Origin of the sequence: Archangium sp. Cb G35 (assembly GCF_001896145.1) — a bacterium.
Classification (GTDB): Bacteria; Myxococcota; Myxococcia; order Myxococcales; family Myxococcaceae; genus Archangium; species Archangium violaceum.
In genome coordinates this window covers 308,618-330,884 of the sequence record NZ_MPOI01000013.1, presented here as the reverse complement: position 1 = coordinate 330,884, position 22,267 = coordinate 308,618, and the positions used below count along the sequence as shown (strand labels likewise).

22 protein-coding genes are annotated in these 22,267 nt (G+C 69.3%); 15 read left to right on the top strand and 7 right to left on the bottom strand.

All coding sequences use genetic code 11. The features are described from left to right. Positions 1-5 precede the first annotated feature (5 nt). From BO221_RS36110 to BO221_RS36095, 4 genes are all read left to right on the top strand, one after another. Positions 6-884 (top strand): DUF58 domain-containing protein, encoded by an 879-nt coding sequence (locus tag BO221_RS36110; protein ID WP_043413176.1) that lies wholly within the window; start codon positions 6-8, stop codon positions 882-884. Continuing rightward, on the top strand, positions 881-2,983 hold the full coding sequence (locus BO221_RS36105; RefSeq protein ID WP_073565398.1) for a BatA domain-containing protein: 2,103 nt from the start codon (positions 881-883) through the stop codon (positions 2,981-2,983). Before BO221_RS36110 ends, BO221_RS36105 begins: the two co-directional genes overlap by 4 nt. Positions 2,984-3,064: 81 nt before the next feature. Then, complete coding sequence (locus BO221_RS36100) at positions 3,065-3,772, top strand: TIGR02269 family lipoprotein (RefSeq protein ID WP_158079972.1); 708 nt, start codon at positions 3,065-3,067, stop codon at positions 3,770-3,772. Between the two features lie 28 nt (positions 3,773-3,800). Continuing rightward, on the top strand, positions 3,801-4,526 hold the full coding sequence (locus BO221_RS36095; protein WP_073565397.1) for a double-CXXCG motif protein: 726 nt from the start codon (positions 3,801-3,803) through the stop codon (positions 4,524-4,526). Between the two features lie 14 nt (positions 4,527-4,540). Here BO221_RS36095 and BO221_RS36090 read toward each other — a convergent pair whose 3' ends face one another. Then, positions 4,541-4,948: a PleD family two-component system response regulator gene (locus BO221_RS36090; protein WP_073565396.1), complete on the bottom strand. Its 408-nt coding sequence runs from the start codon at positions 4,946-4,948 to the stop codon at positions 4,541-4,543. A gap of 122 nt (positions 4,949-5,070) precedes the next feature. Here BO221_RS36090 and BO221_RS36085 point away from each other — a divergent pair, with 122 nt between their 5' ends. Together BO221_RS36085 and nagZ are read left to right on the top strand one after the other, a co-directional pair. After that, positions 5,071-6,711 (top strand): CocE/NonD family hydrolase, encoded by a 1,641-nt coding sequence (locus tag BO221_RS36085; RefSeq protein ID WP_073565395.1) that lies wholly within the window; start codon positions 5,071-5,073, stop codon positions 6,709-6,711. 194 nt (positions 6,712-6,905) lie between these two features. Then, complete coding sequence (gene nagZ / locus BO221_RS36080) at positions 6,906-8,009, top strand: beta-N-acetylhexosaminidase (protein WP_073565394.1); 1,104 nt, start codon at positions 6,906-6,908, stop codon at positions 8,007-8,009. A gap of 20 nt (positions 8,010-8,029) precedes the next feature. On the opposite strand, the gene BO221_RS36075 is transcribed toward nagZ, so the two are convergent. The 5 genes from BO221_RS36075 to BO221_RS36055 form a co-directional block, all read right to left on the bottom strand. Further along, on the bottom strand, positions 8,030-8,338 hold the full coding sequence (locus tag BO221_RS36075) for a hypothetical protein (RefSeq protein ID WP_073565393.1): 309 nt from the start codon (positions 8,336-8,338) through the stop codon (positions 8,030-8,032). 143 nt (positions 8,339-8,481) lie between these two features. Continuing rightward, complete coding sequence (locus tag BO221_RS36070) at positions 8,482-8,943, bottom strand: hypothetical protein (RefSeq protein ID WP_073565392.1); 462 nt, start codon at positions 8,941-8,943, stop codon at positions 8,482-8,484. A 166-nt stretch (positions 8,944-9,109) separates the two neighbouring features. Continuing rightward, on the bottom strand, positions 9,110-9,703 hold the full coding sequence (locus BO221_RS36065; RefSeq protein WP_073565391.1) for a hypothetical protein: 594 nt from the start codon (positions 9,701-9,703) through the stop codon (positions 9,110-9,112). Positions 9,704-9,907: 204 nt separating this feature from the next. Continuing rightward, on the bottom strand, positions 9,908-10,525 hold the full coding sequence (gene bcp, locus BO221_RS36060) for a thioredoxin-dependent thiol peroxidase (protein ID WP_073565390.1): 618 nt from the start codon (positions 10,523-10,525) through the stop codon (positions 9,908-9,910). 54 nt (positions 10,526-10,579) lie between these two features. Beyond that, on the bottom strand, positions 10,580-10,981 hold the full coding sequence (locus BO221_RS36055) for a hypothetical protein (protein ID WP_073565389.1): 402 nt from the start codon (positions 10,979-10,981) through the stop codon (positions 10,580-10,582). A gap of 55 nt (positions 10,982-11,036) precedes the next feature. On the opposite strand from BO221_RS36055, the gene BO221_RS36050 reads away from it, so the two are divergent. Next, entirely contained in the window at positions 11,037-11,678 is a 642-nt protein-coding gene (locus BO221_RS36050; RefSeq protein ID WP_073565388.1) for a hypothetical protein, read from the top strand. Positions 11,679-11,737: 59 nt separating this feature from the next. On the opposite strand, the gene BO221_RS36045 is transcribed toward BO221_RS36050, so the two are convergent. Beyond that, positions 11,738-13,069, bottom strand: coding sequence for a response regulator (locus BO221_RS36045; protein WP_073565387.1), 1,332 nt, complete (start codon positions 13,067-13,069; stop codon positions 11,738-11,740). A gap of 117 nt (positions 13,070-13,186) precedes the next feature. On the opposite strand from BO221_RS36045, the gene BO221_RS36040 reads away from it, so the two are divergent. The 8 genes from BO221_RS36040 (at position 13,187) to BO221_RS36005 (ending at position 22,127) form a co-directional block, all read left to right on the top strand. Further along, positions 13,187-13,579 (top strand): MXAN_6627.5 family MYXO-CTERM protein, encoded by a 393-nt coding sequence (locus BO221_RS36040; RefSeq protein WP_233166408.1) that lies wholly within the window; start codon positions 13,187-13,189, stop codon positions 13,577-13,579. Next, positions 13,576-14,616 (top strand): methyltransferase, encoded by a 1,041-nt coding sequence (locus tag BO221_RS36035; protein WP_073565385.1) that lies wholly within the window; start codon positions 13,576-13,578, stop codon positions 14,614-14,616. Before BO221_RS36040 ends, BO221_RS36035 begins: the two co-directional genes overlap by 4 nt. Positions 14,617-14,618: 2 nt before the next feature. After that, complete coding sequence (locus BO221_RS36030; protein WP_073565384.1) at positions 14,619-15,902, top strand: UbiA family prenyltransferase; 1,284 nt, start codon at positions 14,619-14,621, stop codon at positions 15,900-15,902. A gap of 8 nt (positions 15,903-15,910) precedes the next feature. Then, on the top strand, positions 15,911-16,648 hold the full coding sequence (locus BO221_RS36025) for an SDR family oxidoreductase (protein WP_073565383.1): 738 nt from the start codon (positions 15,911-15,913) through the stop codon (positions 16,646-16,648). A gap of 148 nt (positions 16,649-16,796) precedes the next feature. Then, entirely contained in the window at positions 16,797-18,590 is a 1,794-nt protein-coding gene (locus tag BO221_RS36020) for a methyl-accepting chemotaxis protein (protein WP_073565382.1), read from the top strand. A 242-nt stretch (positions 18,591-18,832) separates the two neighbouring features. Next, entirely contained in the window at positions 18,833-19,177 is a 345-nt protein-coding gene (locus BO221_RS36015; RefSeq protein WP_073565381.1) for an acyl carrier protein, read from the top strand. After that, positions 19,174-20,232 carry a type III polyketide synthase gene (locus BO221_RS36010; RefSeq protein WP_073565380.1) on the top strand — a complete coding sequence of 353 codons (1,059 nt, stop codon included), beginning with the start codon at positions 19,174-19,176 and terminating at the stop codon, positions 20,230-20,232. Before BO221_RS36015 ends, BO221_RS36010 begins: the two co-directional genes overlap by 4 nt. A 62-nt stretch (positions 20,233-20,294) precedes the next feature. Then, a complete protein-coding gene (locus BO221_RS36005) occupies positions 20,295-22,127 on the top strand; it encodes a fatty acyl-AMP ligase (protein ID WP_073565379.1) in 1,833 nt (610 codons plus the stop codon). The last annotated feature ends 140 nt before the right edge of the window (positions 22,128-22,267 follow it).

The window sequence follows — 22,267 nt, the reverse complement described above, 5'->3', positions numbered from 1 at the left end:
CGCGCATGCTGCTGGACGCCCAGACACTGGCCCGGCTGCAGGGCGTGAAGCTGCGCGCCCGCGCGGTGATGGAGGGGGTGCTGTCCGGCCTCCACAAGAGCCCCCACCAGGGCCAGAGCGTGGAGTTCGCCGAGCACAAGGAGTACGCGCCCGGCGATGAGCTGCGCCACCTGGACTGGAAGGCCTACGGCAAGTTCGACAAGTACTACGTCAAGCGCTTCGAGCACGAGACGAACCTGCGCGCGGTGATGGTGGTGGATGCATCCGCCTCCATGGGCTACCGCAGCGGCGCGCTCTCCAAGCTGGAGGCCGCCACCACCCTGGCCGGTGCGCTGTGCTACCTGCTGGTGCGCCAGCAGGACGCCGCCGGCCTCGCGGTGATGACGAATGGCCGTTTCCAGGACGTGCCCCCGCGCGCCTCGGCCGGCCACCTCAACGTGTTGCTGGACGCGCTCGAGAACACCGCGCCCCACGGCGGCACGAATCTGCTCTCCGCCGCGGACCACCTCGCCGAGGTGCTCCCGCGCCGCTCCTCCGTCGTCGTGCTGTCGGATTTCCTCGACGAGAACCAGGACGCGCTCAAGCGGATATTGGCGCTGCGGCAGCGCAAGAACGACGTATCGGTGTTCCACCTGGTGGACCCGGCCGAGCTGACCTTCCCCTTCGATGACCCCACGCTCTTCCTGGACATGGAGGGCGAGGGCCGCATCGAGGTGAACCCGCGCGAAATCAAGGAGAGCTACCTGGAGGAGTTCGGAGCCTTCCTGACGAACGTGAAGTCGGCCTGCGCGGAGGCGGACGTGGACTACGAGCTGGTGCGCACCGACGAGCGGCTGGACGAGGTGCTGTTGCGCTTCCTGGGCAAGAGAGGGAGACGCCGGTGACGTTCGCACACCCGTGGATGCTGCTGGGCGCGCTGGCGGCCTTCATTCCGCTGCTCATCCATCTCTTCGACCGGCGGCGGCCGAGGCCCCACCCCTTCGGGCCCCTGGCCTTCGTGCTGCGCAGCCAGAAGCGCACCGCGAGCCGGCTCAAGCTCAAGCGGCTGCTCCTGTACGCGCTGCGCACGTTGATTCTGCTCGCGCTGCCGGTGGCGCTGGCGCGGCCGGAGCTGAAGCAGGACGCCGAGGCAGCCGCGGTGGTGAAGGGCCCGGCGGCCACGGCCATCGTGCTGGATGCCTCGCTGTCCATGCGCTGGTCGGACGGGACGTCGCTCTTCGAGCGCGGCCGGGACGAGGCGCGTGACGCGCTGGCGGACCTGCGGCCCGAGGAGCCGGCGACGGTACTGGTGTGCACGGGCTCGCCCCTGCCGCCCGCGGCGCCGAACTTCGACCGCTCGAAGCTGCGCCAGATGATTGACGAGGCGCAGCCGACGTACGGGGCGGCGGATTTGTCGCGATGCCTGGACCTGGCGGCGCGCTCGCTGGAGGAGAGTCCGGTGGCGGGCAAGCGCCTGGTGGTGGTGTCGGACCTGACGGCCGGCTCCATGCGCCTGGAGGCGCCGGTGCCCACGGTGAAGGGCCCCACGGGCGAGGCGGTGCGGCCCGAGGTGGTGCTGCGCGACGCGGCCAACGGAAAGGATGCCCTGCCCAACCACGCGCTGGTGGACCTGAAGGTGGAGCCCGCGCTGCAGGCCGGCCCGCGCGCCTTCCTCTTCACCTTCACGGTGAAGAACTTCTCGGACCAGCCACTGAAGGACCTGGAGGCGGCGGTGCGGGTGGGCGAGAGCACGGTGGGCAAGGGCTTCGTGGACGTGCCGGCGAATGGCACGGCGCAGAAGTCGCTGACGGTGCGCTTCCAGCAGGGAGGCACCGTGGTGGGCCAGGGGACGCTGACGCCGGACGGGCTGGCCGAGGACGACCGGCGGGCCTTCGTGCTGGCGGTGCCGAGGCCGTTGAAGGCGCTGGTGGTGAACGGCGCTCCTCATGCGACGCGCTACCGGGACGAGGCCTTCTTCATGGAGGCGGCGTTGTCGGCGCCGGGCTCGCCGGTGCAGGTGGCGTTGCGGGACGCGGCGGCCGGGTGGCGCGAGGATCTCTCGGGCTACGACCTGGTGTACCTGCTGAACGTGACGGCGCCGGAGGAGTCGGACGCGGAGAAGCTGCGCGCCTTCGTGGAGAACGGTGGAGGCCTCTTCGTCAGCGTGGGAGACCACGTGGACCCGGAGGCGTACAACACGAGGCTGGGCGCGCTGCTGCCGCGCAACCTGCGGTTGGTGCGCACCAGCGTGGAGCGTGACGACCCGGACGCGGAGGGCAAGGCGGCGAAACTGGCGCAGGTGAAGGTGGAGCACCCGCTCTTCGCGCCGTTCACGGGCCGCGCCGAGGAGGGCCTCGTGGGGGCCCGCTTCTACCGGTACATGCTGCTGGAGGCGGACGGGAGCGGAGCGGAGCAGGGCGCGAGCCAGGTGCTGGCCACGTATGAGGACGGTGCTCCGGCGGTGGCGGTGGCGCGGAGGGGCAAGGGCCGGGTGGCGCTGTTCACGAGCACGGTGGACCGGGACTGGAGCGACTTCCCCATCCGCACCAGCTTCCTGCCGCTGATGCAGCGGTTCGCGGCGTACCTTGCGGGCTCGCTGGAGGAGCGCGAGGAGCAGAAGGTGCGCGTGGGCGAGACGCTCTCACTGCGGCCCGAGGGCACGCAGACGGTGTCGGCGGTGAAGGCACCGGACGGCAAGGAAGTGCCACACAAGGCGCAGCCGGACGGCACGGTGCTGGTGGGTCCGGTGGAGCAGCCGGGGACGTTCTCGGTGTTGGGGGCGGACGGCAACGCGGTGCCCGCGCTGGCCTTCGCGGCGACGCTCGACCCGGCCGAGAGTGACTTGAGCCGGCTGCCGCAGGACACGCTGTCCGCGCACTTCGGCGAGGAGACGGTGAAGGCGTCGAGCTCGGACTCGGAGCGCCCGCCCGTGCCGCTGTGGACGTGGCTCATCGTGGCCGCGGCCCTGGCCTTCTTCTTCGAGGGCACACTGCTGCGCAAGTAGCTCCCTCTCCTTCTGGGAGAGGGTTGGGGTGAGGGTCTACCGCACTCCGAATCACGGGACCCGTTACAGTTCCGGGCTCCCGTGACCAGACCGCACCTGCGCCCATCACTCCTTGCTGCCGCCCTGCTGCTGTCCGCGTGCACCGCTACGTCCCCAGCGGTGCACCCGAGGGAAGGCGCGGAGCAAGCCGACCCCATCGCGTGCGAAGCCCCGAGCGCTGACCAGTGTGTCGTGCTCGCCTGCGATGAGGGCGAATGCGGCATCTTCAGCTGCGAAGACGTGGACCCGGAGGCCGTGGCGCATGCTCCGCTGGCACATGGTGCGGAGTTGGCACGCTATCGCCCTCCCATGCGCAGTCCCAGCACACATCGCAACTGGAGACGCGCGGGGCTGCGAGAGGATGCTCGGCCCCGGCTGACGTTCCATTTCCGTTACCGGCAGGGCTTCCTCCCGGCCTTTCCCCGGCTCGAAGGAACGCTGATCAAGCACCACCTGTTCCCCCAGGCACAGGAGTTCAGGCAATGGTTCAAGAACAGTGGCATTGACGTCCACGCATGGACGATGGCCATCCCGGAGCAGGTACACCTGCGCATTCATCGTGGCGCGAACGGCGGCCTGTGGAACACGGCATGGCGACAGTACATGAACGCGAACTTCGGCCTCAGAGTGCCTCGGGAGGAGATGATGCGCAAAGCCTTCGATCTGGCCTATCGCTTCGACATCGTTGGTCCCATCGTGCCTTATGGTCACCAGGTTGTATCGCCGGGCCCCCAGCTCTTCGCGGACTGACTGCTAAACGGGTTGGAGGAAGAGACACTTGAAGTTCTACGGAGTCACAGGCGACGAAGCTGCTCGCTACACGGGAAACCTGAACGCCGGACACAAGTGGAGCCTGCCCGGCGTGGACTGGGCCCACCCATGTCCGATCTGCCGCTTGGGGGGCGGTTTGGGTGGGCTTCACTATCCCTGCGTGGATATCTCCGCTCTCCCGGAGCGAGAGAAATTTCATGAACCCGAGCCGGTACCCTACGAAGAGTTCGTCCGGCTGCGTGAACTGGTGCGTCCACTCGCTCCCACGTGGGCCAGGCTGGAGCCGGGGGCGGCTTTTGGCCCGGTGGAAGGCTCAGGGCTGGGGTATTTTGGCCAGCTCTTCATGCAAAACCCCTGGACACTCTACGTGCGCCGCGAGGCACTGGAGCATTTGCATGCTGCTGGCATCCGCAGACTCCAGGGCTGCCCCGTCAAGGTCCGATTCCGGCAGAAGAACCATCCGGACCTACTGGAACTGCAACTGGAGTTGCACGGCCAGTTCCATCCCGAATGCATTCCGCCAACGCACAAGCCCCCCTGCCCCACCTGCGGTAGCCACCAGAACCCCCTCCCGAAGAAGTTCTGGCTCGACGCCTCCTCTCTCCCTCAGGACGTCGATGTCTTCCGCTTCCGCGATGCGCCGGGCTTCATCTTCGCCAGCGAGCGCCTGGTGGAAGCGGTGAAGCGCCTGGAACTCGACGGCGTGGTGTTCCGCGAAGCCGAGCTCCGCTGAGCAGGCCGCTCGAATCAGTGATGAGCCCCCAAGGAACTCTCCATGGGCTCGGGGGAAGGCACCGCCTCGCCGGTGCTCTCGTCGATTACCTGGGCCACGGCATCCTCGAACTCGTTCAACGGGCAGCTCTTGGAAAGCGTCATGCGGACACCGGGAAGCCGGGGGGCTCGCCGGGAACTGTGAAGGATGATGGGCACATCCTCGAGCCCCGGCTCGTGGAGCAGGCGCTGGCAGAGCTCGACGCCATCCATGCGAGGCATCATCCAGTCCGTTACGACCAGGTCCGGCCGCTGCTGGCGGGCCTTCTCCAGGGCCTCCAGGCCATCGTGCGCATGGATGACCTGGTACCCCATCACCTCCAATACGTCGGTATAGAGCTCTTGGAGATCTGGTTCGTCGTCGACCAGGAGAATCGTGCTCACGGTGGCATCCTCTCTTTCCGGAGCGGCTGATCTGGATGTCAATCTCGCGCCCCTCACTAGAGAGGAGTCGCCCTCATTTCAGGTGTGATGCGTCCAGGGCCGAGGTGCAATCATGAGCGGCCATGACCCTCGCCAGCCGCTTCCTCGCGCGTCTCCTCGCATTCCCTCCCGCGGACACCCATGACGTCCTCGTCGAGCGGGATGTCGAAGTGCCCATGCCCGATGGAGTCAAGCTGCTCGCCGACCGCTACGCCCCCCGCCAGGGCGGCAGGCTTCCGACGATCCTCGTCCGCTCGCCCTACGGCCGGCGCGGCTTCTTCGGTCTCCAGTACGGCCGGATCTTCGCCGAGCGCGGCTTCCAGGTGCTCGTCCAGAGCGTGCGCGGCACCTTCGGCTCGGGCGGTCAGCTCGACCCGTTCCGCAACGAGCGGGACGATGGGCTCGCCACCGTCGAGTGGATGAAGCAGCAGCCGTGGTTCTCGGGCGAGTTCGCCATGCATGGACCCAGCTACCTGGGCCTCGTGCAGTGGGCGGTGGCCCGTGAGGCGGGCTCCGGATTGAAGGCCCTGGTGGCCCACGAGACCGCGTCCGAGTTCCAAAGCCAGACCTACGCCGGTGGCGCCTACTCGCTCGACACCACGCTGTCGTGGGTCCATCTCGTCCGCACCCAGGAGAAGAAGGGACTGGGCGGCCTCATGGCCCGGCTCGGCGCGGCCCGCCAGCTCAAGCCGCTCTTCCAGCACCTGCCGTTGAACGAAGTGGACGCGCTGGCCACGGGCGAGCGGGTGCCCTTCTTCCAGGACTGGCTCGAGCACAGCGCACCAGACGACCCGTGGTGGAACCGCGCCAACTTCAGCGGCGCGCTCTCCGAGGTCTCCGCCCCGGTCCATCTGATTGGCGGCTGGTACGACATCTTCCTGCCCTGGCAGGTGAAGGACTACGCCGCGCTCCACAAGGCCGGGCGCGCTCCCTACCTGACCATCGGGCCCTGGACCCACGTCTCCGTCGAGGGCATGGCGGTCGCCGCGCGCGAGTCGCTGATCTGGCTCAAGGCCCACCTCCAGGGCGACCGGAGCCACCTGCGCGAAGCTCCCGTCCGCGTCTTCGTCATGGGCGCCAACACCTGGCGCGACTTCTCCGAGTGGCCTCCGCCAGGCATCCAGACGCAGCGCTGGCACCTGCAAACGGACCGGGGCCTCTCACCCGCCACACCCGCGGCCTCGGGGCCTTCTCGTTACCGTTATGACCCCGCCAACCCCACGCCTTCCCTCGGAGGCGCGCTCCTGACGAAGGAGGCGGGACCGCGCGACAACCGTGAGTTGGAGTCGAGGCCAGACGTCCTCACGTACACCAGCGCGCCCCTGGAGAAGGACCTGGAGGTCATCGGCCCCGTGCAAGCCGAGCTCTTCGTCCGCTCCAGCCTCCCGCACACCGACTTCTTCGCCCGGCTGTGCGACGTGGAGCCCTCGGGCAGATCCGTGAACCTCTGCGACGGGCTGCTGCGCCTCACCCCCGGCAAGCCCGCTCCCGATGCCGATGGCACCCTGCGCATCACCATCGACCTGTGGCCCACCGCCCACCGCTTCCTCAAGGGCCACCGCATCCGGCTCCAGGTCTCCAGCGGGGCGCATCCCCGGTTCGCCCGCAACCCCGGCACTGGCGAGCCGCTCGGCACCGCGAAGACGCTCGCCGCCGCCGACCAGGCCGTCTTCCACGACCCTTCACATCCCTCTGCCCTCCTGCTTCCCATCATGGGCGGGTGAGGGTGTCCCCCTCTTGTTGAGTTCCGGCCTCCACTCAACATCTTCCCGCCACGGTGGTTGCCGGAGCTCCAGGCAGGAGAAAAAGCTCCTGCCCCCATGAGGCGACGAGCCTCCAGGCAGGCCCTCCCTTTCCGGAGGCTTTCAGCAATGTGTTTCCTCCTCGCCAGACGAACGGCGTGAGAAGGTACGGCCCTATGAGCAACGCTCTCTACCGGGATTGTGCCCGGCTCTTCATGGTGGGCTTCCCCGGCCCCCGCATCGACGACGACTTCGCCGCGCTGATGAAGGACGGCATCTACGGCGCCATCCTCTTCAAGCGGAACGTGGGCACCGCCCAGGAGACGGCCGCCCTGTGCCGCGACATCAAGACGCGCGCGGGCCGGCCCTTCATCCTCTCGGTGGACCAGGAGGGCGGACGCGTGGCGCGGCTGCGCGGCGAGCCCTACACCGCCCTGCCCCCCATGCGCGAGCTCGGCCAGCGCGGCGACGTGGCCCTCGTGGAGCGCGTGGGCCGGCTGCTCGCGCACGAGCTGCGCGCCATCGGCTTCGACTGGGACTTCGCGCCCGTGCTCGACGTGGACACCAACGCCGCCAACCCCGTCATCGGCGACCGCAGCTTCAGCCGCGATCCGGACGAGGTGGCCCGCCTGGGTGTGGCCCTGGCTCGCGGCCTGGAAGCGGGCGGCGTGGCCTCGTGCGGCAAGCACTTCCCCGGACATGGCGACACCACCACGGACAGCCACCTGACGCTGCCCCGGCTGCCCCATGACATGGAGCGTCTGCGCCGCGTGGAACTGGTGCCCTTCCGCGCCTTCGCCCAGGCCGGGCTCGCCTCGCTCATGACGGCGCACGTGCTCTTCGACGCGCTCGACCCGAAGGTGCCCGCCACCATGAGCCACCGCGTGCTCGACGGCGTGCTGCGCAAGGAGATGGGCTTCGACGGCGTGCTGGTGAGCGATGACCTGGAGATGAAGGCCATCGCCGCCCACTACTCGGTGGAAGAGGCCACGGTGCAGGGCACGCTCGCCGGCGTGGACCTCTTCCTCGTCTGCCATCAGGTGGATGTGCAGCGGCGGTGCATCGAGGCACTGGTGCGCGCGGTGGAGTCCGGCCGCGTGCCCCGCTCGCGCATCGAGGAGGCCCACCGCCGCCTCGCCCGCCTCGAGGCGCGCTTCGCCCACGGTCCCGAGGACCGGCTGGCCACCCTCGGCGACGCCGAGCACCGGTCGCTCGCCGAGGGGCTCGCCAGCGGCTTCAATGGGAAGGACCCCACCGAGGTCATGCTGGCGTCCCGGTAGTTCCCTCCCGGGCCTTCCGCCTACTTCGTGGGGACGTCTCCGGACGCGTCATCCACGTCCATGCCGGCGCCACCCGTGCCCGCGTCCGCCGGGCCCGGCGTTCCCGCATCGCGGGCCATGGTTCCGCCCTTGGCGCCATGGGTTCCGCCGGTCCCGGAGCCGCCCATGCCTTCCTGGCCCTCCATGCCCGCGCTGCCCGCGCCACCGGTCCCCATCTGCTCCTGGGTGCCGGTGTCCGCCCCCTGATTCGTGTCCGCGCACGCCGGGAACAGCAGCGACGCCGAGGCCAGGGTCCCCACCACCAACCACTTGCGAATGCTTCCGCGCATGTTCGTTCCTCACTCACGGGCGAACGTCACCGCCGGCCCGGGGTCCATGAATGAATGGGTTGTGAAGCCAATGCTCGCGGCAGGGCGCTCCTGAGGTGCCGCTCCCATCCGGCACCGCGAGGATGCTCCTGACGCGAGATGGTCTACTTGCCGCGCGAGTCGCGTCTGGCGGGGGGCGTGTTGGGGTCCGTCGGCCGGTCATTGCCCACGTTGCCCTGCGAGGCGGGAAGCTCGCGCGACGGAGCGATGACGCTGCCCTCCGTTCCCAGCTCCTCGTACAGCGGACCGCCCTCGGGGCCCTGGGCGGGCGGAGTGGAGCCGCTGCCGCCCACGGCGCCTCCCTGCGTCTCGAGCAGGGCCCGCTCTCCGGGGTCCAGCAGGAGGGACCGGCCCTGGGTGCCCTGCGCCTCGGGCGTCCGGGGATCGATGCTGGTGGGGATGTCCTGGATGGTGCCGTTGTAGCCACTCTGCGCCGGGCTCCGCGCGAAGCCGGGAGCGACCTCGTAGGTCCCCTGCTGCGGAAGAGAGCCACACGCCGAAACCAGCCACGAAGCCGAGGCCAGCACCCCCAACACCATCCACCGCTTGAAACCGCTGTCGTGCATGTCCGTCTCCCGGGAACACGTCTGGCGCTCGCGCCGCTCGCGAGGTGCGAGGGCGGAGCAGCCGCGCCTTCAGGGATGGGCACCCGGAGGCTTCCGGGCTACCAAGCGGGTCTCTGTCGAGCGCCCGCCCGCCCGGCTGCTCTCCAGCGTGGGTACCGGGCCCGCGCTACTGGTCATCCGGAGCCGGAGGCTGCCCGATCTGCCCCTTGGGGGACTGCTGGCCTTCGCTCGCGGGCTCGTTGGGGAGTGACGGAGCGGACCCTGGCCGCTCCTGTGGCGCGAAGGAGCTCGACGCGGTGGAGACGGACGTGGCGCGGCCGGAGCCCAGCTCCACGCTCTGGATGCCCTGAACCCAGACACCGCGGACGGCTTGCAGCGGCTTGCCCGTCCCGAGCTCCATCGCCACCTGCGCATCGAGCCGGGGCGGAGGATAGGGGACGCGCATGTCCTGCTTCAGCCAGAGGTTCTCCTGCCCCTGGATGGCTGGCTGCTCGTTGTCTCCGGACCGGGCATCCGCTTCACCGGCTCCGCCCGTGCCCCGCGCCTGCTCGGTGGTCTCGAACAGCGTGGCGCTCGTGCCGATGTTGGAATGCTCCCGGGCCGCCGCGTCCTGGTCCTGCGCCTGCTTGGAGTAGTAGTCCTCCTGGGCCGTCAAGGACCACACGCGTCCGTAGTCGTAGGGGTTGTTCCCGCACCCGGCGAGCAGCGCCACCCCGGAGAACCCGCCGAGCAGCGCCAGCTTCATCCCCGTCTTCCGCATGACCGCCTCCCTGTCGTCGTGCCTTGCCTAGGACAGGGGTGGGCATGCACGGGAAGGACGGGTAGCCGCGAGCAGGCCGCCGAGGGCTGCTTGCTCGCGTGCACACGGACGGAGGCACCGGCTTGAACTCGGGGAGCGTGGCACCCTCACCCCGTCCCTCTCCCGGAGGGCGAGGGGAAATATGCTCGCTCCGTCGCCAGGGGACTACCGGCGCGCGGCGGTCTTCTTGGCCGCGGTCTTCTTCGTCACGGCCTTGCCCGCGGGCGCCGCCTTCTTCGCCACGACCTTCTTCGCGGCACTCTTCGATGCCGCCTTCTTCGCCGGCGCCTTCTCGCCTGCATCCGGCTCCCCGGAGCCGCCACCCTTCAGCGACTGGAGGATGTCCTTCACGTGGCCATCCACCTTCACCTTGGGCCACACCCGGGCCACCTTGCCCTCGGTGTCGATGAGGAAGGTGGCGCGCGTCACGCCCAGGAACTTCCGGCCGTACAACGACTTCTCGCCCCACACGCCGTAGGCGTCGCACACCTGGCGCTCGGTGTCCGCCAGCAACGGGAAGGGCAGCGAGAACTTCGTGGCGAACTTCTGGTGGCTCTTCGTGTCGTCCGGCGACACGCCCAGCACCACCGCCCCGGCCGCCTCCAGCGCCGAGTGCTCGTCACGGAAGTCGCACGCCTCCCGCGTGCAGCCCGGGGTGTCATCCTTCGGGTAGAAGTAGAGGACGACGTTCTTGCCCCGCAGCCGCGAGAGCTTCACGTCGTTGCCGTTCTGATCCTTCAGCTGGAAATCGGGAGCCGGGTGGCCTGTCTGGGGAATGGGCATGGGTGCCCGCTTGGATAACCCATCCATCCATCTTCGCAAGCCCCACTTTTCCGGTCACCTTCCTCCGTCCGTCTCCCCAGGGTGTCCGGAGTGGTCGTGCGGGTCGAGACCCTGCTCGTCCAACGAGTGGGACCCTCCGTCTGGCACGCCGGGCCTCGACAACGGCCGGCGCGGCAACGGGGTGGTCCGCAGTTCCTTCAGCCAGGACAGCCGCCGCTGGGCCTCGGCGTAGGCCTTGGAGCCCGGTGGTATCAATTCCAGTTCGCCGATGACGGCGTCCCAGGCCATGTCCTTCGGGGGAACGCCGCGCTCGACCAACTCGGCCTGCTTCCTCTCGGCGCTCGCGAGCAGCCCCGGCCCCGCGTCCCGGTTCCAGGGGTTGCAGGCCCCCAGGGTCAGCAGGACGCCCAACACCAGGGGAACCACGGCTCGGCGGCTTCGGTAGATGGGAGACACGTGCAACCCTCCTCCTGCTGGCCTCGGACACGAAGGGGGGCTAGGGTGCTCCCCCGTGTCGCCCCTCTTCTTCGCATTCCTGTTCGGTCTGGGCCAGGGCCTGCTCCACGCGGTGGGGCCGGACCACTGCGCCGCCATGGCCACGCTCGGCACCCTGGGCCCCTCCCGGCGCCGTGCCACCTTCCTCATCGCGCTGCGCTTCGCCATCGGCCACGCGGCCGTGCTCGGCGGCATCGCCACCTTCTGCCTCCTGGCCGGCGTGGGCCTCTCCGAGACCTTCGAGCGCTGGGCGGAGATCTTCGGCGGCGCCGTGCTGGTGGCCCTCGCCGTCACCGCCTTCCTCTTCCCCAACGTGCTGCGCCACGGCCACCCCCACCTGCCCGGCCACACGCATGAGCCCCACTCCCACATGCACGACCAGGTGAGCACCGCCGCCGGTGCCCTCATGGCCGTCAGTGGTGTGCGCTCGCTGCTGCTCGCCCTGCCTCCCCTGCTCGTGGGCGGCAGCATGCAGTCCTCCGGGTGGACATACCTCCCCGGCTTCGCGCTCGGTATCCTCGTGGGCATGGGCGCGGTGGGCCTCGTCTTCGCCGAGGGCCTCTCCCGCATGGGCACCACCGTGGCCGAGCGCCTCCAGCGCTTCGTGGCCGGCGCCTCCGCTGTGCTCGGCATGTTCTGGATCGTCAGCCGCCTCTGAGGCGGGCGACGACCCTCACCCCCCGCCCTCTCCCAGGGGGAGAGGGGGCATGCGCGACCCTACTGCTGGGTGCGGGGCTCGAGGATGCCCAGCGACATCATCGACACCAGGAAGCCATAGACGATCTGCTCGGGACGGTTGGCGTACGCCAGCAGCTCGCCCACGGTGCGGTTGCCGTCGATCTTCGGCAGCAGCTCCGCTTCCCACCGCTCCAGCTCCACCTCGTGCAGCTGGTAGGCCGGGGCCACCGCGGGGATGAGCCGATCCTCGGGCCGCAGCATCCGCCGCAGGCGCTCGGGCTTGTAGAGCTTCTTGATGCCGCGGACGATGAGGTTCGCCGGGTGCACGTCCAACTTGATGGACTCGGCGGCGGCCTTCTCCTTGAAGCTCATCACGTAGGTGCCGTCTTCCCACGAGAAGAGCGAGTAGATGATGGCCTTCACCTGCTGGCCCACGTAGTACAGGCGCTCGGTGTCCTTGAGCAGGCTGCGCTCCACCAGGATGTCGCCGGTGCGCCGGTTGTTCGCCGCGGCCACCGCCGCCGCGTCCTCGAGCTGCTCGGGTTTGATCTTCCCCACGCGCACGAGGAACTGGCCGAAGCGGTCCGCCAGCAGGTTGGAGAGGGCGAACACCGGGGTGCCGCGCTCGAAGTAGACGACCTTGCGCACCTTGCCGCGCTGCACGCCCAGCTCTCCCGTCTCGCGCGACAGGTAGAAGGCGGTGAGGAGCGAGGGCAGGTTGTCCTTGAGCTCGCCGCGGCGCTGGCCGGGACCTCCGGCGCCCACGGGCAGCGGATCCGGCGGACGGCCCGGCACGGGCGGGCGCACCAGGGTGGCCGCCACCTTGTGCAGCGGGGTGGCCGTGAGGTTGGCGCCGCGGATTTCGGCGGTGAGGTTGTCGCCGCCCGTCACCTTGATGCGGCCCGTCAGCTCCAGCGCGTCCTGGGGACCCTCCTCCTCGACGTCGATGTCGAGCTCCACGTCGAAGGAGTCCTCCAGGGAGGAGGCGGTGGGGGCCTGCTTCTGGACGGGCACCAGCTTCTGCACCGCCTCCAGCAGCTTGGCGGCCTCGAAGGGCTTCTCGAAGTAGCCGGCGGCCGCGTACTTCTGCCGGGCCTCCATGGCGTGCTTGCCGCCCTTGAAGACGCCGGTGATGAAGATGAGCGGGAGCTGGGGCTGATCCTTCCGGAGCGCGTCCGCCAGGTGGTAGCCCATCATGTCGGGCAGAAGGATGTCGAGCACGGCCACCGCGGGGGGTTGGGCGCGCGAGACCTCGACTGCCTGCTTGCCCTTGGTCGCGCCCACCACCTCGTAACCCGCATCTTCGAAGAGCTGGGTGAGGAGCGTGAGGAGCTCCTGATTGTCATCGACGACGAGGATTCGGGGAGCCATCGCGCGCACACCCTAGCCAAAAGCCCGCCACTTCGTAAGAGCTTGATGAAGCGGAGGATGCATCCCGGCGTCCGGGCGGATAGGTTGGAGCGCCCCCTCCGTGCCGGAATGCACCCCATGAAGTCCTCCCATCCCACCCGCCGCATCGTGTCGTGCCTCGCCCTCTCCCTGGCCCTGCTCGTTCCCCTGGGAGTCCACGCCCAGCAGGACGCGGGCACCCGGGACGCGGGCAGCGTGTATGACGTCCCGGACGCCTCGGTGGGAGGAGGTGGCGCGGACCGGGACAACCCGGAGGAGGATGACTCCACGGGCCGGCCGGGAGGCGCCTGCCGCAGCGGCAATGACTGCGCGGCGCGCTTCAGTTGCACCCAGGGTATGTGCCGCTACACGGGCATCCGTCAGGCGGACCGGGTGGGCTGCCTGTTGGGCCCCGAGGACTCCCTGGCGGTGGCGGGCCTGGGGTTCGGACTGGTGCTGGTGGCGCGGCGGCGCCGCCGGGAGGGACGATGAGGCTCGGACTCAAGGCGGACAACCTGCTGGAGCGGGTGGCGGACTGGTTCAACCTGGCGCCCCAGCCGCTGGCGCACGCCTTCTTCGGGATGATGGCCTCGCGCACGCTGATGGCCGGGGAACGGCTGGGCGTGTTCGCGGCGTTGGCGGAGGGCTCGGCCACGGTGGAGGAGCTGGCGGCGCGGCTGAAGCTGTCGCCCGAGGGCACGCGCGCGCTGCTGGAGGCGCTGGAGGCGTGCGACGCGGTGGAGCGCAAGAAGGGCCGCTACCGGATGGCGGACCGGGCCCGGCGCTGGCTGGACCCGCGCTCGCCGCAGTACGTGGGCGGCTTCCTGGACTTCAACTACACCCAATGGGAGTGGTGGAGCCACATGGAGGAGGCCGTGCGCACGGGCGAGTCGGTGGACATCCACCGCTTCGCCCCGGATGACCCGCGCTGGAAGGCCTACATCCATGCCATGCACCAGATGGCGCGGCTGTCGGCGCCCGAGGTGGTGCGCTCCATTCCCCTGCCCCGGGGCGCGCGGCACGTGCTGGACCTCGGAGGGGCTCACGGATGGTTCGCCGCGGAGCTGTGCCGCCGCAACCGGGGGGTGAAGGCCACGGTGCTGGACCTGGAGGGCAGCGTGCGGGTGGGGCGCGAGCTCATCGCCCAGGCCGGCCTGTCGCACCTGGTGACGCACCAGGAGGGGGACATCCTCACCTCGGAGCTGGGGGGGCCCTATGACGGGGTGCTCCTCTTCCAGGTGATGCACCACCTGTCGCCCGCGCAGAACGTGGCGCTGCTGCGCCGGGTGCGCACCGCGCTCACGCACAAGGGGACGCTGGCCGTGCTGGAGTACCTGCGCGAGGACGAGGAAACGCCGCCGAGCGCCGCCCCGCTCATCGGCCTGCACTACTTCCTCACCTCGAAGGCGGCGGCGTATACCCCGGCGGAGATGGAGGGCTTCCTGGACGACGCGGGCTTCCGCATCGAGAGCACCCGGCCCATGCGCCACGTGCCGCTGCAGACGCTGGTCATCGCCCGTCCCGAGTGAGCATGGCCTCGTCCACCCCTTCCCCGGACATGCGCCCCATTGCCGTCGAGCTGGATGGGGTGCTGGTGCGCACGGACACGCTGCACGAGGGCCTGCTGCGGCTGCTCAAACTCCAGCCGTACCTGGCCCCGGCGGTGCTGGCGTGGAGCCTGCGGGGCCCCTCCTTCCTCCGGGCCGAGGTGGCGCGGCGGGTGGAGCTGGACGTGGCGCTGCTGCCCTATGACGAGGTGCTGCTGTCGCACCTCTCCGAGGAGAAGGCGCGGGGCCGCCGGGTGGTGCTGGCCACGTCCGCGGACCGGAAGGTGGCGGAGGCGGTGGCCGCGCACCTGGGCCTCTTCGACGCCGTCCACGCCCGGGGCGAGCCCTTCACCGAGCCCCACGAGGAGGCACGCCGCACCGCGCCCTCCAAGCCGCTCGGGCGCACGCTGCTCAAGGCGCTGCGGGTGCACCAGTGGGCCAAGAACATCCTCCTCTTCGTCCCGCTGCTGGCCGCGCACAAGGCGCTCGACGCGCCGCTGCTGGTGCAGGCCGTGCTGGGCTTCGTCTCCTTCAGCCTGTGCGCCTCGAGCGTGTACGTGCTGAACGATCTGTTGGACCTGGACTCGGACCGCAAGCACCCCACCAAGCGGCGGCGGCCCTTCGCCTCGGGAGACCTGCCGGTGAGCGCGGGCCTGTGGCTGGCGCCCCTGCTGCTGGGCTCCGGCGCGGCGGTGGCGCTGCTGCTGCCGCGTGCCTTCCTGGCCCTGCTCGCCACCTACTACGCGGTGACGCTGGCGTACTCGTTCCACCTCAAGCAGGTGATGATGCTGGACGTGCTGGTGCTCGCCGGTCTGTACACGGTGCGCATCTTCGGCGGCTCGCTGGCGGTGGGCGTCCCCACCTCGAGCTGGCTCTTCTCCTTCTCCATGTTCCTCTTCCTCTCGCTCGCGCTGGTGAAGCGGCTGAGCGAGGTGCGGCGGCTGCGGCAATCCAACGAGTCCGCCGCGCCGGGCCGGGGATACGTGGCCGGGGACTACGAGCAGCTCGCCATCCTCGGGGTGTCCAGTGGCTACCTGTCCGTGCTGGTGCTCGCGCTCTACATCACCAGCAAGGAAGTGACGGTGCTCTACCTGTCCCCGGAACGGCTGTGGCTGCTGTGCCCGGTGATGCTGTATTGGGTGGGCCGGGTGTGGCTGCTGGCCCACCGCGGCCTGGTGAATGAAGACCCGTTGGTCTTCGCGTTGAAGGACAAGGTGAGCTACGTGGTGGGGCTCATCGCCATGGGCGTGCTGCTGGCCGCGACATGAGGGAGTCCATGAAGAAGGTCATCGTCCTCGGCGCCACGAGCGCCATTGCTCAATCCACGGTGCAGCTGCTGGCGGCCCGGGGTGCGTCCCTCTACCTGGTGGGCCGCAATCCCGAGCGGTTGCAGGCCACCGCCAACGAGGCGCGCGCGAAGGGCGCCGCCAGTGTGCACACCGAGGCGCTGGACCTGGACGACCTCGCCCAGCACGAGGCGCTGGTGGAGCGCGCGGCCACGGCGCTCGGAGGCCTGGACGGGGCACTGCTCGCCCATGGGATTCTCGGCAACCAGGAGGCCGCCCAGCGCTCGTACGCGGAGGCGGAGAAGGTGCTGCGCACCAACTTCCTGAGCGCGGTGTCCCTGCTGACGCCGCTGGCCAACCGCTTCGAGGCGCAGAAGGCGGGCACCCTGGTGGTCATCTCCTCGGTCGCCGGAGACCGGGGGCGGCAGAGCAACTACGTGTACGGCGCCTCCAAGGGCGCGCTGAGCGTGTTCCTCCAAGGGCTGCGCAACCGGCTGGCGCGCTCGGGCGTGGCGGTGGTGACGGTGAAGCCGGGTTTCGTGGACACGCCCATGACGGCGGACATGAAGAAGAACGCCCTCTTCGCCACCCCGGACAAGGTGGCCCGGGGCATCGTCCGCGCGGCCGACGCGCGCAAGGACGAGGTGTACCTGCCCGGCTTCTGGGCCCCCATCATGTTCGCCATCCGCGGCATCCCCGAGCGCGTCTTCAAGCGCATGAAACTGTGACGCCCGGTATGGCCTCCCGGTCCGGGTAACGGGCGGGCAGGCAGCCACCCTACCTGTCACGGCGGGCCGGCACCTCCACCTCCGGCCCTCCTCCCGGGCCCTTCGCGCCACGGGGGGGTGGAAAGGTGATAGCGTCCAGGTCTCGAACATGGCGATCTTCAAGTCGTCGAGCAACAGCTCCCTGCCCAGCCGCATCGACGCGCTCATGCGCGCCTGCGCACTGCCCCTGGCCCCCTTCGTGGCCTACCTGCTGGGCATGGTGCTTGGACTCGAGGGCGATCAGGTCTCGCGCGCGCTCCTCTGGCTGCTGCCGCCGACGCTGCTCCTCTTCGCCGTCCTCTGCCCGCTGATCATCATCAACACCTTCGTCGGCACCGCACTGCGCGTGAACCCCGGGGAGCGGCCCGGGCTGCGGCTGGTGCGCATCCTCAAGCTGCCCTGGCGCCTGGCCTTCTACAACCTGGTGGGCACCTACGCCGCCGGCGCCGCCTTCTTCAGCACCGGCGTCTGCCTGTGGTTCGGCAAGGATCTCAAGCTGGCCGTCTGGGGTGGCCTCGTCGGCCTCGCCGTCGGCGTCCTGCTGGCCTTCCCCGCCGGCATCGTCATCGAACGCTGGGTGCAGCCGCTGGCCCTCGAGGAGCAACAGCGCCACCCCCACCTGCGCGTCATCAGCGGCGGCTTCTTCTGGGTGCGCCAGTCCTGGTTCCTCCCCTACGCCTTCGCCGTCTGCGTGCTCTCGCTCATCGTCCTGGGCGGCGTGGCCGTGGCCGTGCAGTCCAACAACGTGCAGCGCCGCTACATCGAGGACCTCCAGGCCGCCGGCCAGCACCAGGCCGCCCTGATGATGGAGGGCATGTCCTCCTCGCTCCTCGAGGAGCTGAGCGTGCCCGTCGCGGTGCTCGCCCTCCTGTTGCTCACCATCCCCACCGTCTCCGCGTGGATGCTGGCCCGCCGCCAGGAGCGCGGCTCCCTCTCCGTGCTGGAGGCCATCGAAGGCCTCTCCGTGGGCAAGGTGCGTCCGCCCCAGTGGGTGTCCACCGATGAGATCGGCGACCTCGCCTTCGGCCTCAATTCCATCGTCCTGCAACTGAGCGCCCTGCCCCGCAACCTCCAGCAGTCCGCCAACCAGCTCGTGGAGGCCGGCGCCACCCTGCGCCACGCCAACGAGGCCCAGCGCCGCGCCCTCACCACCCAGGCCACCGCCATCCAGGAAACCAACGTCACCGCCCAGGAGATCAAACAGACCTCCGACCTCACCGCCCAGCGCGCCCAGGCGGTGCTCAACGTGGTGCGTCACGCCGAGGAGCTCAGCCGCGCCGGCACCCAGGCCATCGAACAGACCATCGCCGGCTTCAGCGCCATCCGCGACTCGGTGTTCGCCATCCGCGGCAAGATGGAGCGCCTGCAGGCCAGCGCCGTGCAGATCGGCGAAATCACCCAGACGGTGAAGGACCTGGCCGACCAGTCCAACATGCTCGCGCTCAACGCCGCCATCGAGGCCGTGCGCTCTGGCGAGCACGGCAAGGGCTTCGGCGTGGTGGCCCGTGAAATCCGCAACCTCGCGGATCAATCCATCCGCTCCACCACCCGCATCAGCAACATCCTCGACGAGGTGGGCAACGCCATCGGCGACGCCGTGGCCATGACGGACGTGAGCGCCGCCCAGGTCGAGGGCGGCCTCGGCAAGGTCAAAACCTCAGGCGACAGCCTCCGCCAGCTCTCCCTCATGGTGAACGAGAGCGCCTCGGCCGTGACTCAAATCACCGTCGCCGTGAGCCAGCAGAACGCCGGCTTCGCTCAAATCTTCAACGCCATCGCCGACCTGTCGCGCAGCATGGACCAGGCCATGGAGCGGCTGGAGTCCACCCAGGAGGCCGCGGACACCCTCCAGAAGGTCTCCAACCAGGTCAGCCAGGTCGCCGGCCAGTACCACGTCGAATAGCCCCCTCCCCGGAGTACAGGTCTTCCCGGGCTTTTCGTTCTTTCCCGTGATGTACAGGATGCATCTGTCTACACCGGACTACCCCCGCCGTCGGGGCTCCGAGGGTGACACGTCGCGTCAGATTTTCTTATTCCAGGCGTGCACGAAAATTACAGGTTGACCAAATACCGTAGCACCCTGTAATCTGCAGTCATCGTCGCAAGGGGGGCCACCAGCTGACTCGCCCCGAGCGGGAGGTCCACATGCACCGGCAGGAGATTCTCGACCACGTCCGCAACATCATCCTGGCGACCAACCAGGGCCTGTTCCCGGACGACGTGAGCGAGTTCGCATCCATGACGTATGATCTGGGCATGGATTCCTTCCATCTCGAGTCGATGATCTCCCGGCTCAAGGACGAAGTGGCCGACATCGAGTTCACCCCCTGGTACATCAAGGCGTCGCGCCGTGGGCATGACACGGTGGGCAGCATGGTGGACTTCATCGACGAGCGGATGGTGCGCGACGTCCCCGCCGAGCTGCCCGAGGGCCGCGCCACGCACCTCTCCAACTCCGGGCCGGCCGGGCTGGACGTGGAGGTAGCATGAGCCGGGCAGCGCCCCTGCGTCCCACGCTGCTGTCCATCGCCTCGGCCACGCCGCCGCTCTCCCTCACCCAGGAGGAGATGTACGAAGGGCTGCTCAAGCACTGGTACAAGGACCTGCCCAACTCCGAGCGGATGATCAAGAACACGGGCGTGCGCCGGCGCCACTTCGCGTGGGACCCGCGCGTGGAGTTCAAGGACGGCAACCGCGGCATCAGTGACCGCGTGCGCGTCTTCGAGCGCGTGGGCCTGGAGATCACCAGCCAGTCCGTGGAGAAGGCCCTTGGGAACCTGGACCGTTCCAAGGTGGGCGCCTTCACCATGACCACCAACTCGGGCTACTCGGGCCCGGGGTTGGATCTCTTCACCGCGAAGAAGCTGGGGCTCAAGTCCAGCATCCGCCGCACCTTCGTGGGCCACATGGGCTGCTTCGCGGCCTTCCCGGTGCTGCGCACGGCCATGGACAGCATCGCCGCGCGCCCGGACGAGTACGTCATCGCCAACGCCTCCGAGTTCAGCTCGCTGCAGTTCCGCAATGACGCGGACCCGGAGCAGGCCGTCATCATGGGCCTGTTCGGGGACGCGGTGTGCTCGCTGGTGATGGGCAGCGCCCCGGACGGCGAGGGCGTCCAGTTCATCCGCTCCCACACCGAGCAGCTCTACGAGACGAACGAGCTGATGGGCTGGCACATGTACACCGACGGGTTCAAGATGACCCTGTCGCCGTACGTGCCCTTCGTGCTGGCCGAGCACATCGACGCCTTCCTGGAGAAGCTGCTGGGCCCGGAGAAGCTGGGCAAGGCGGACATCAAGCACTGGCTCATCCACCCGGGCGGGCCCAAGATTCTCGAGGCGATTGCCCGGCAGCTGAAGCTGGACAAGTCGGCCATGCGCGCGAGCTGGCACGTGCTGAGCGAGTACGGCAACTGCGGCTGCGTCACGGCGCTGCTGGTGCTGGAAGAGGCGTTGAAGACGGACAAGCCCCAGCGCGGCGAGTACGGCGTGATGATGGGCTTTGGCCCCGGCCTCACCGTCGAGGGCATGCTGGTCCGTTTCTGAGTCCAGGCAGGATCTCCACCGCCGGTTCTTCACCGCCGGTTCTTACCGGGAGTCAGACAGCGATGAGCCAGGAACCGCTGCGCCGCCAGACGGGGTCCGTGCAACTGGGCCCCGGCGTGGGGCGCCACCCCAGCCGTGAGATTTCCCAGCGGGGGCCCACCCGTGCCCACGTGGCGCCGGTGCAAACGCTCGGCGAGGCCGTGGCGCACTGGGCGCGCACCCGCCCCTCGCAGCCCCTCTTCTACTTCGCGGACCTGGAGGAGAAGCTCACCGTCCTCACCGCGGCGGACCTGCACCACAACGCACTGCGCATCGCCGCCAACCTGCACGCGCGCGGCGTGCGGCAGGGCGACAAGGTGGTGCTCTCCTTCGACACCAGCCCCGAGTTCCTCGAGAGCTTCTTCGCTTGCGGCCTGGTGGGCGCCACGCCCTGCCTCATCGAGCTGCCCTCCTCCAAGGTGTCCGTGCGCGCCTGGGGCGAGCGGCTGCGGGTGAAGCTGCGCCTGCTGGAGGCGCGGGCCATGCTCATCGACCCGGACTTCGCGGACCTGGCACACGAGGCCCTGTTGGATCCGGCGTCCGACGGAGCCCTCTTCGTGGCCACCGTGAAGGAGCTGTCCGGCGAGGCCGCGCCCTTCGAGCCGCCCACCTCCAACGCCGACGACACCGCCTTCATCCAGTTCACCTCGGGCACCACGGACGCGCCTAAGGGCATCCAAATCTCCCACCGCGCCCTGTTCGCCAACTGCGCGGCCATGGGGGAGATCAGCCAGTGGGACTCGGATGACCTGATGGTGTGCTGGCTGCCGCTGTTCCATGACATGGGACTGGTGGCCTCCACCCTGGCCTCCTTCGTCCACGGGATTCCCACGGCGCTGCTGCCGCCCTTCGGCTTCCTGCTCAAGCCGGCGCGCTGGCTGTGGACCATCCACTACTTCCGCGCCACCTCGTCCTTCGCGCCCAACTTCGCCTACCAGCTGTGCGTCAAACGCATCAAGGACGCGGAGCTGGAGGGTCTGGACCTCAGTGCCTGGGAGCGGGCCTACAACGCCGCCGAGTTCATCCACGCCGACACCGTGCGCCACTTCACCGAGCGCTTCCAGCCCCACGGCTTCGAGCCGGACACCTGGCGGCCCGCCTACGGCATGGCGGAGATGGTGGTGGGCATCTCCATCCGCGACCGGAACGATCCCGTCCGCCTGGAGACCATCTCCCGCTCGGCGCTGGCCTCACGGCGGCAGGCCGTGCCCGTGCACGAGAGCGGCCCGGACGCGCTCACCGTGCTCAGCGTGGGCCGGGTGCTGCGCGGCATCGACATCCGCATCGTCGACGACGAGGGCCGCGCCCTGGGCGAGCGCCACGAGGGCGAAATCCTCCTGCGTGGCACGTCCCTCTTCGGCGGCTACTTCAAGAACCCGGAGGCCACTGACGCCGTGCTGCGCGACGGCTGGCTGCACACCGGGGACCTGGGCTACCTCGCCGACGGCCAGCTCTTCATCTGCGGGCGCAGCAAGGATCTCATCATCAAGGCGGGCGAGAACCACCACCCGTACACCATGGAGAGCGCCGCCGCCCAGGTGACCGGGGTGCGCGCCGGCTGCGTGGCCGCCGTGGGCGTCAACAACCTCCAGACGGGCACCGAGGACATCGTCATCCTCTGCGAGACCACCGAGACCAAGCCCGAGGTGCTGCGCCAGCAGTGCAAGCACGTGGAGGAGATGGTCTACCAGGGCTCCGGCGTACGCCCCAACCGCGTCGTCCCCGTGGCCCCCCACACCATCCCCAAGACGACCAGCGGCAAAATCAAACGCGCCTACATCCGGCAGAACATCGAGGCCTTCGACAACCTCTCCCTGCTGGTGACGCCGCCCGCCCGTCAGTCCATCGTCCACTGACCCCCACCCCAGCTTCCCGATGGGCCAACGCCGGTGCGCCTCGAGCGCTCCGGCGTTTCGCTTTTCGTGCGTCCTCCTTCACCCCAGGTCTCGCGTCTCCCCCGAATTACGCCTTCCTCCCGGTTCGCGGACACCTCCCC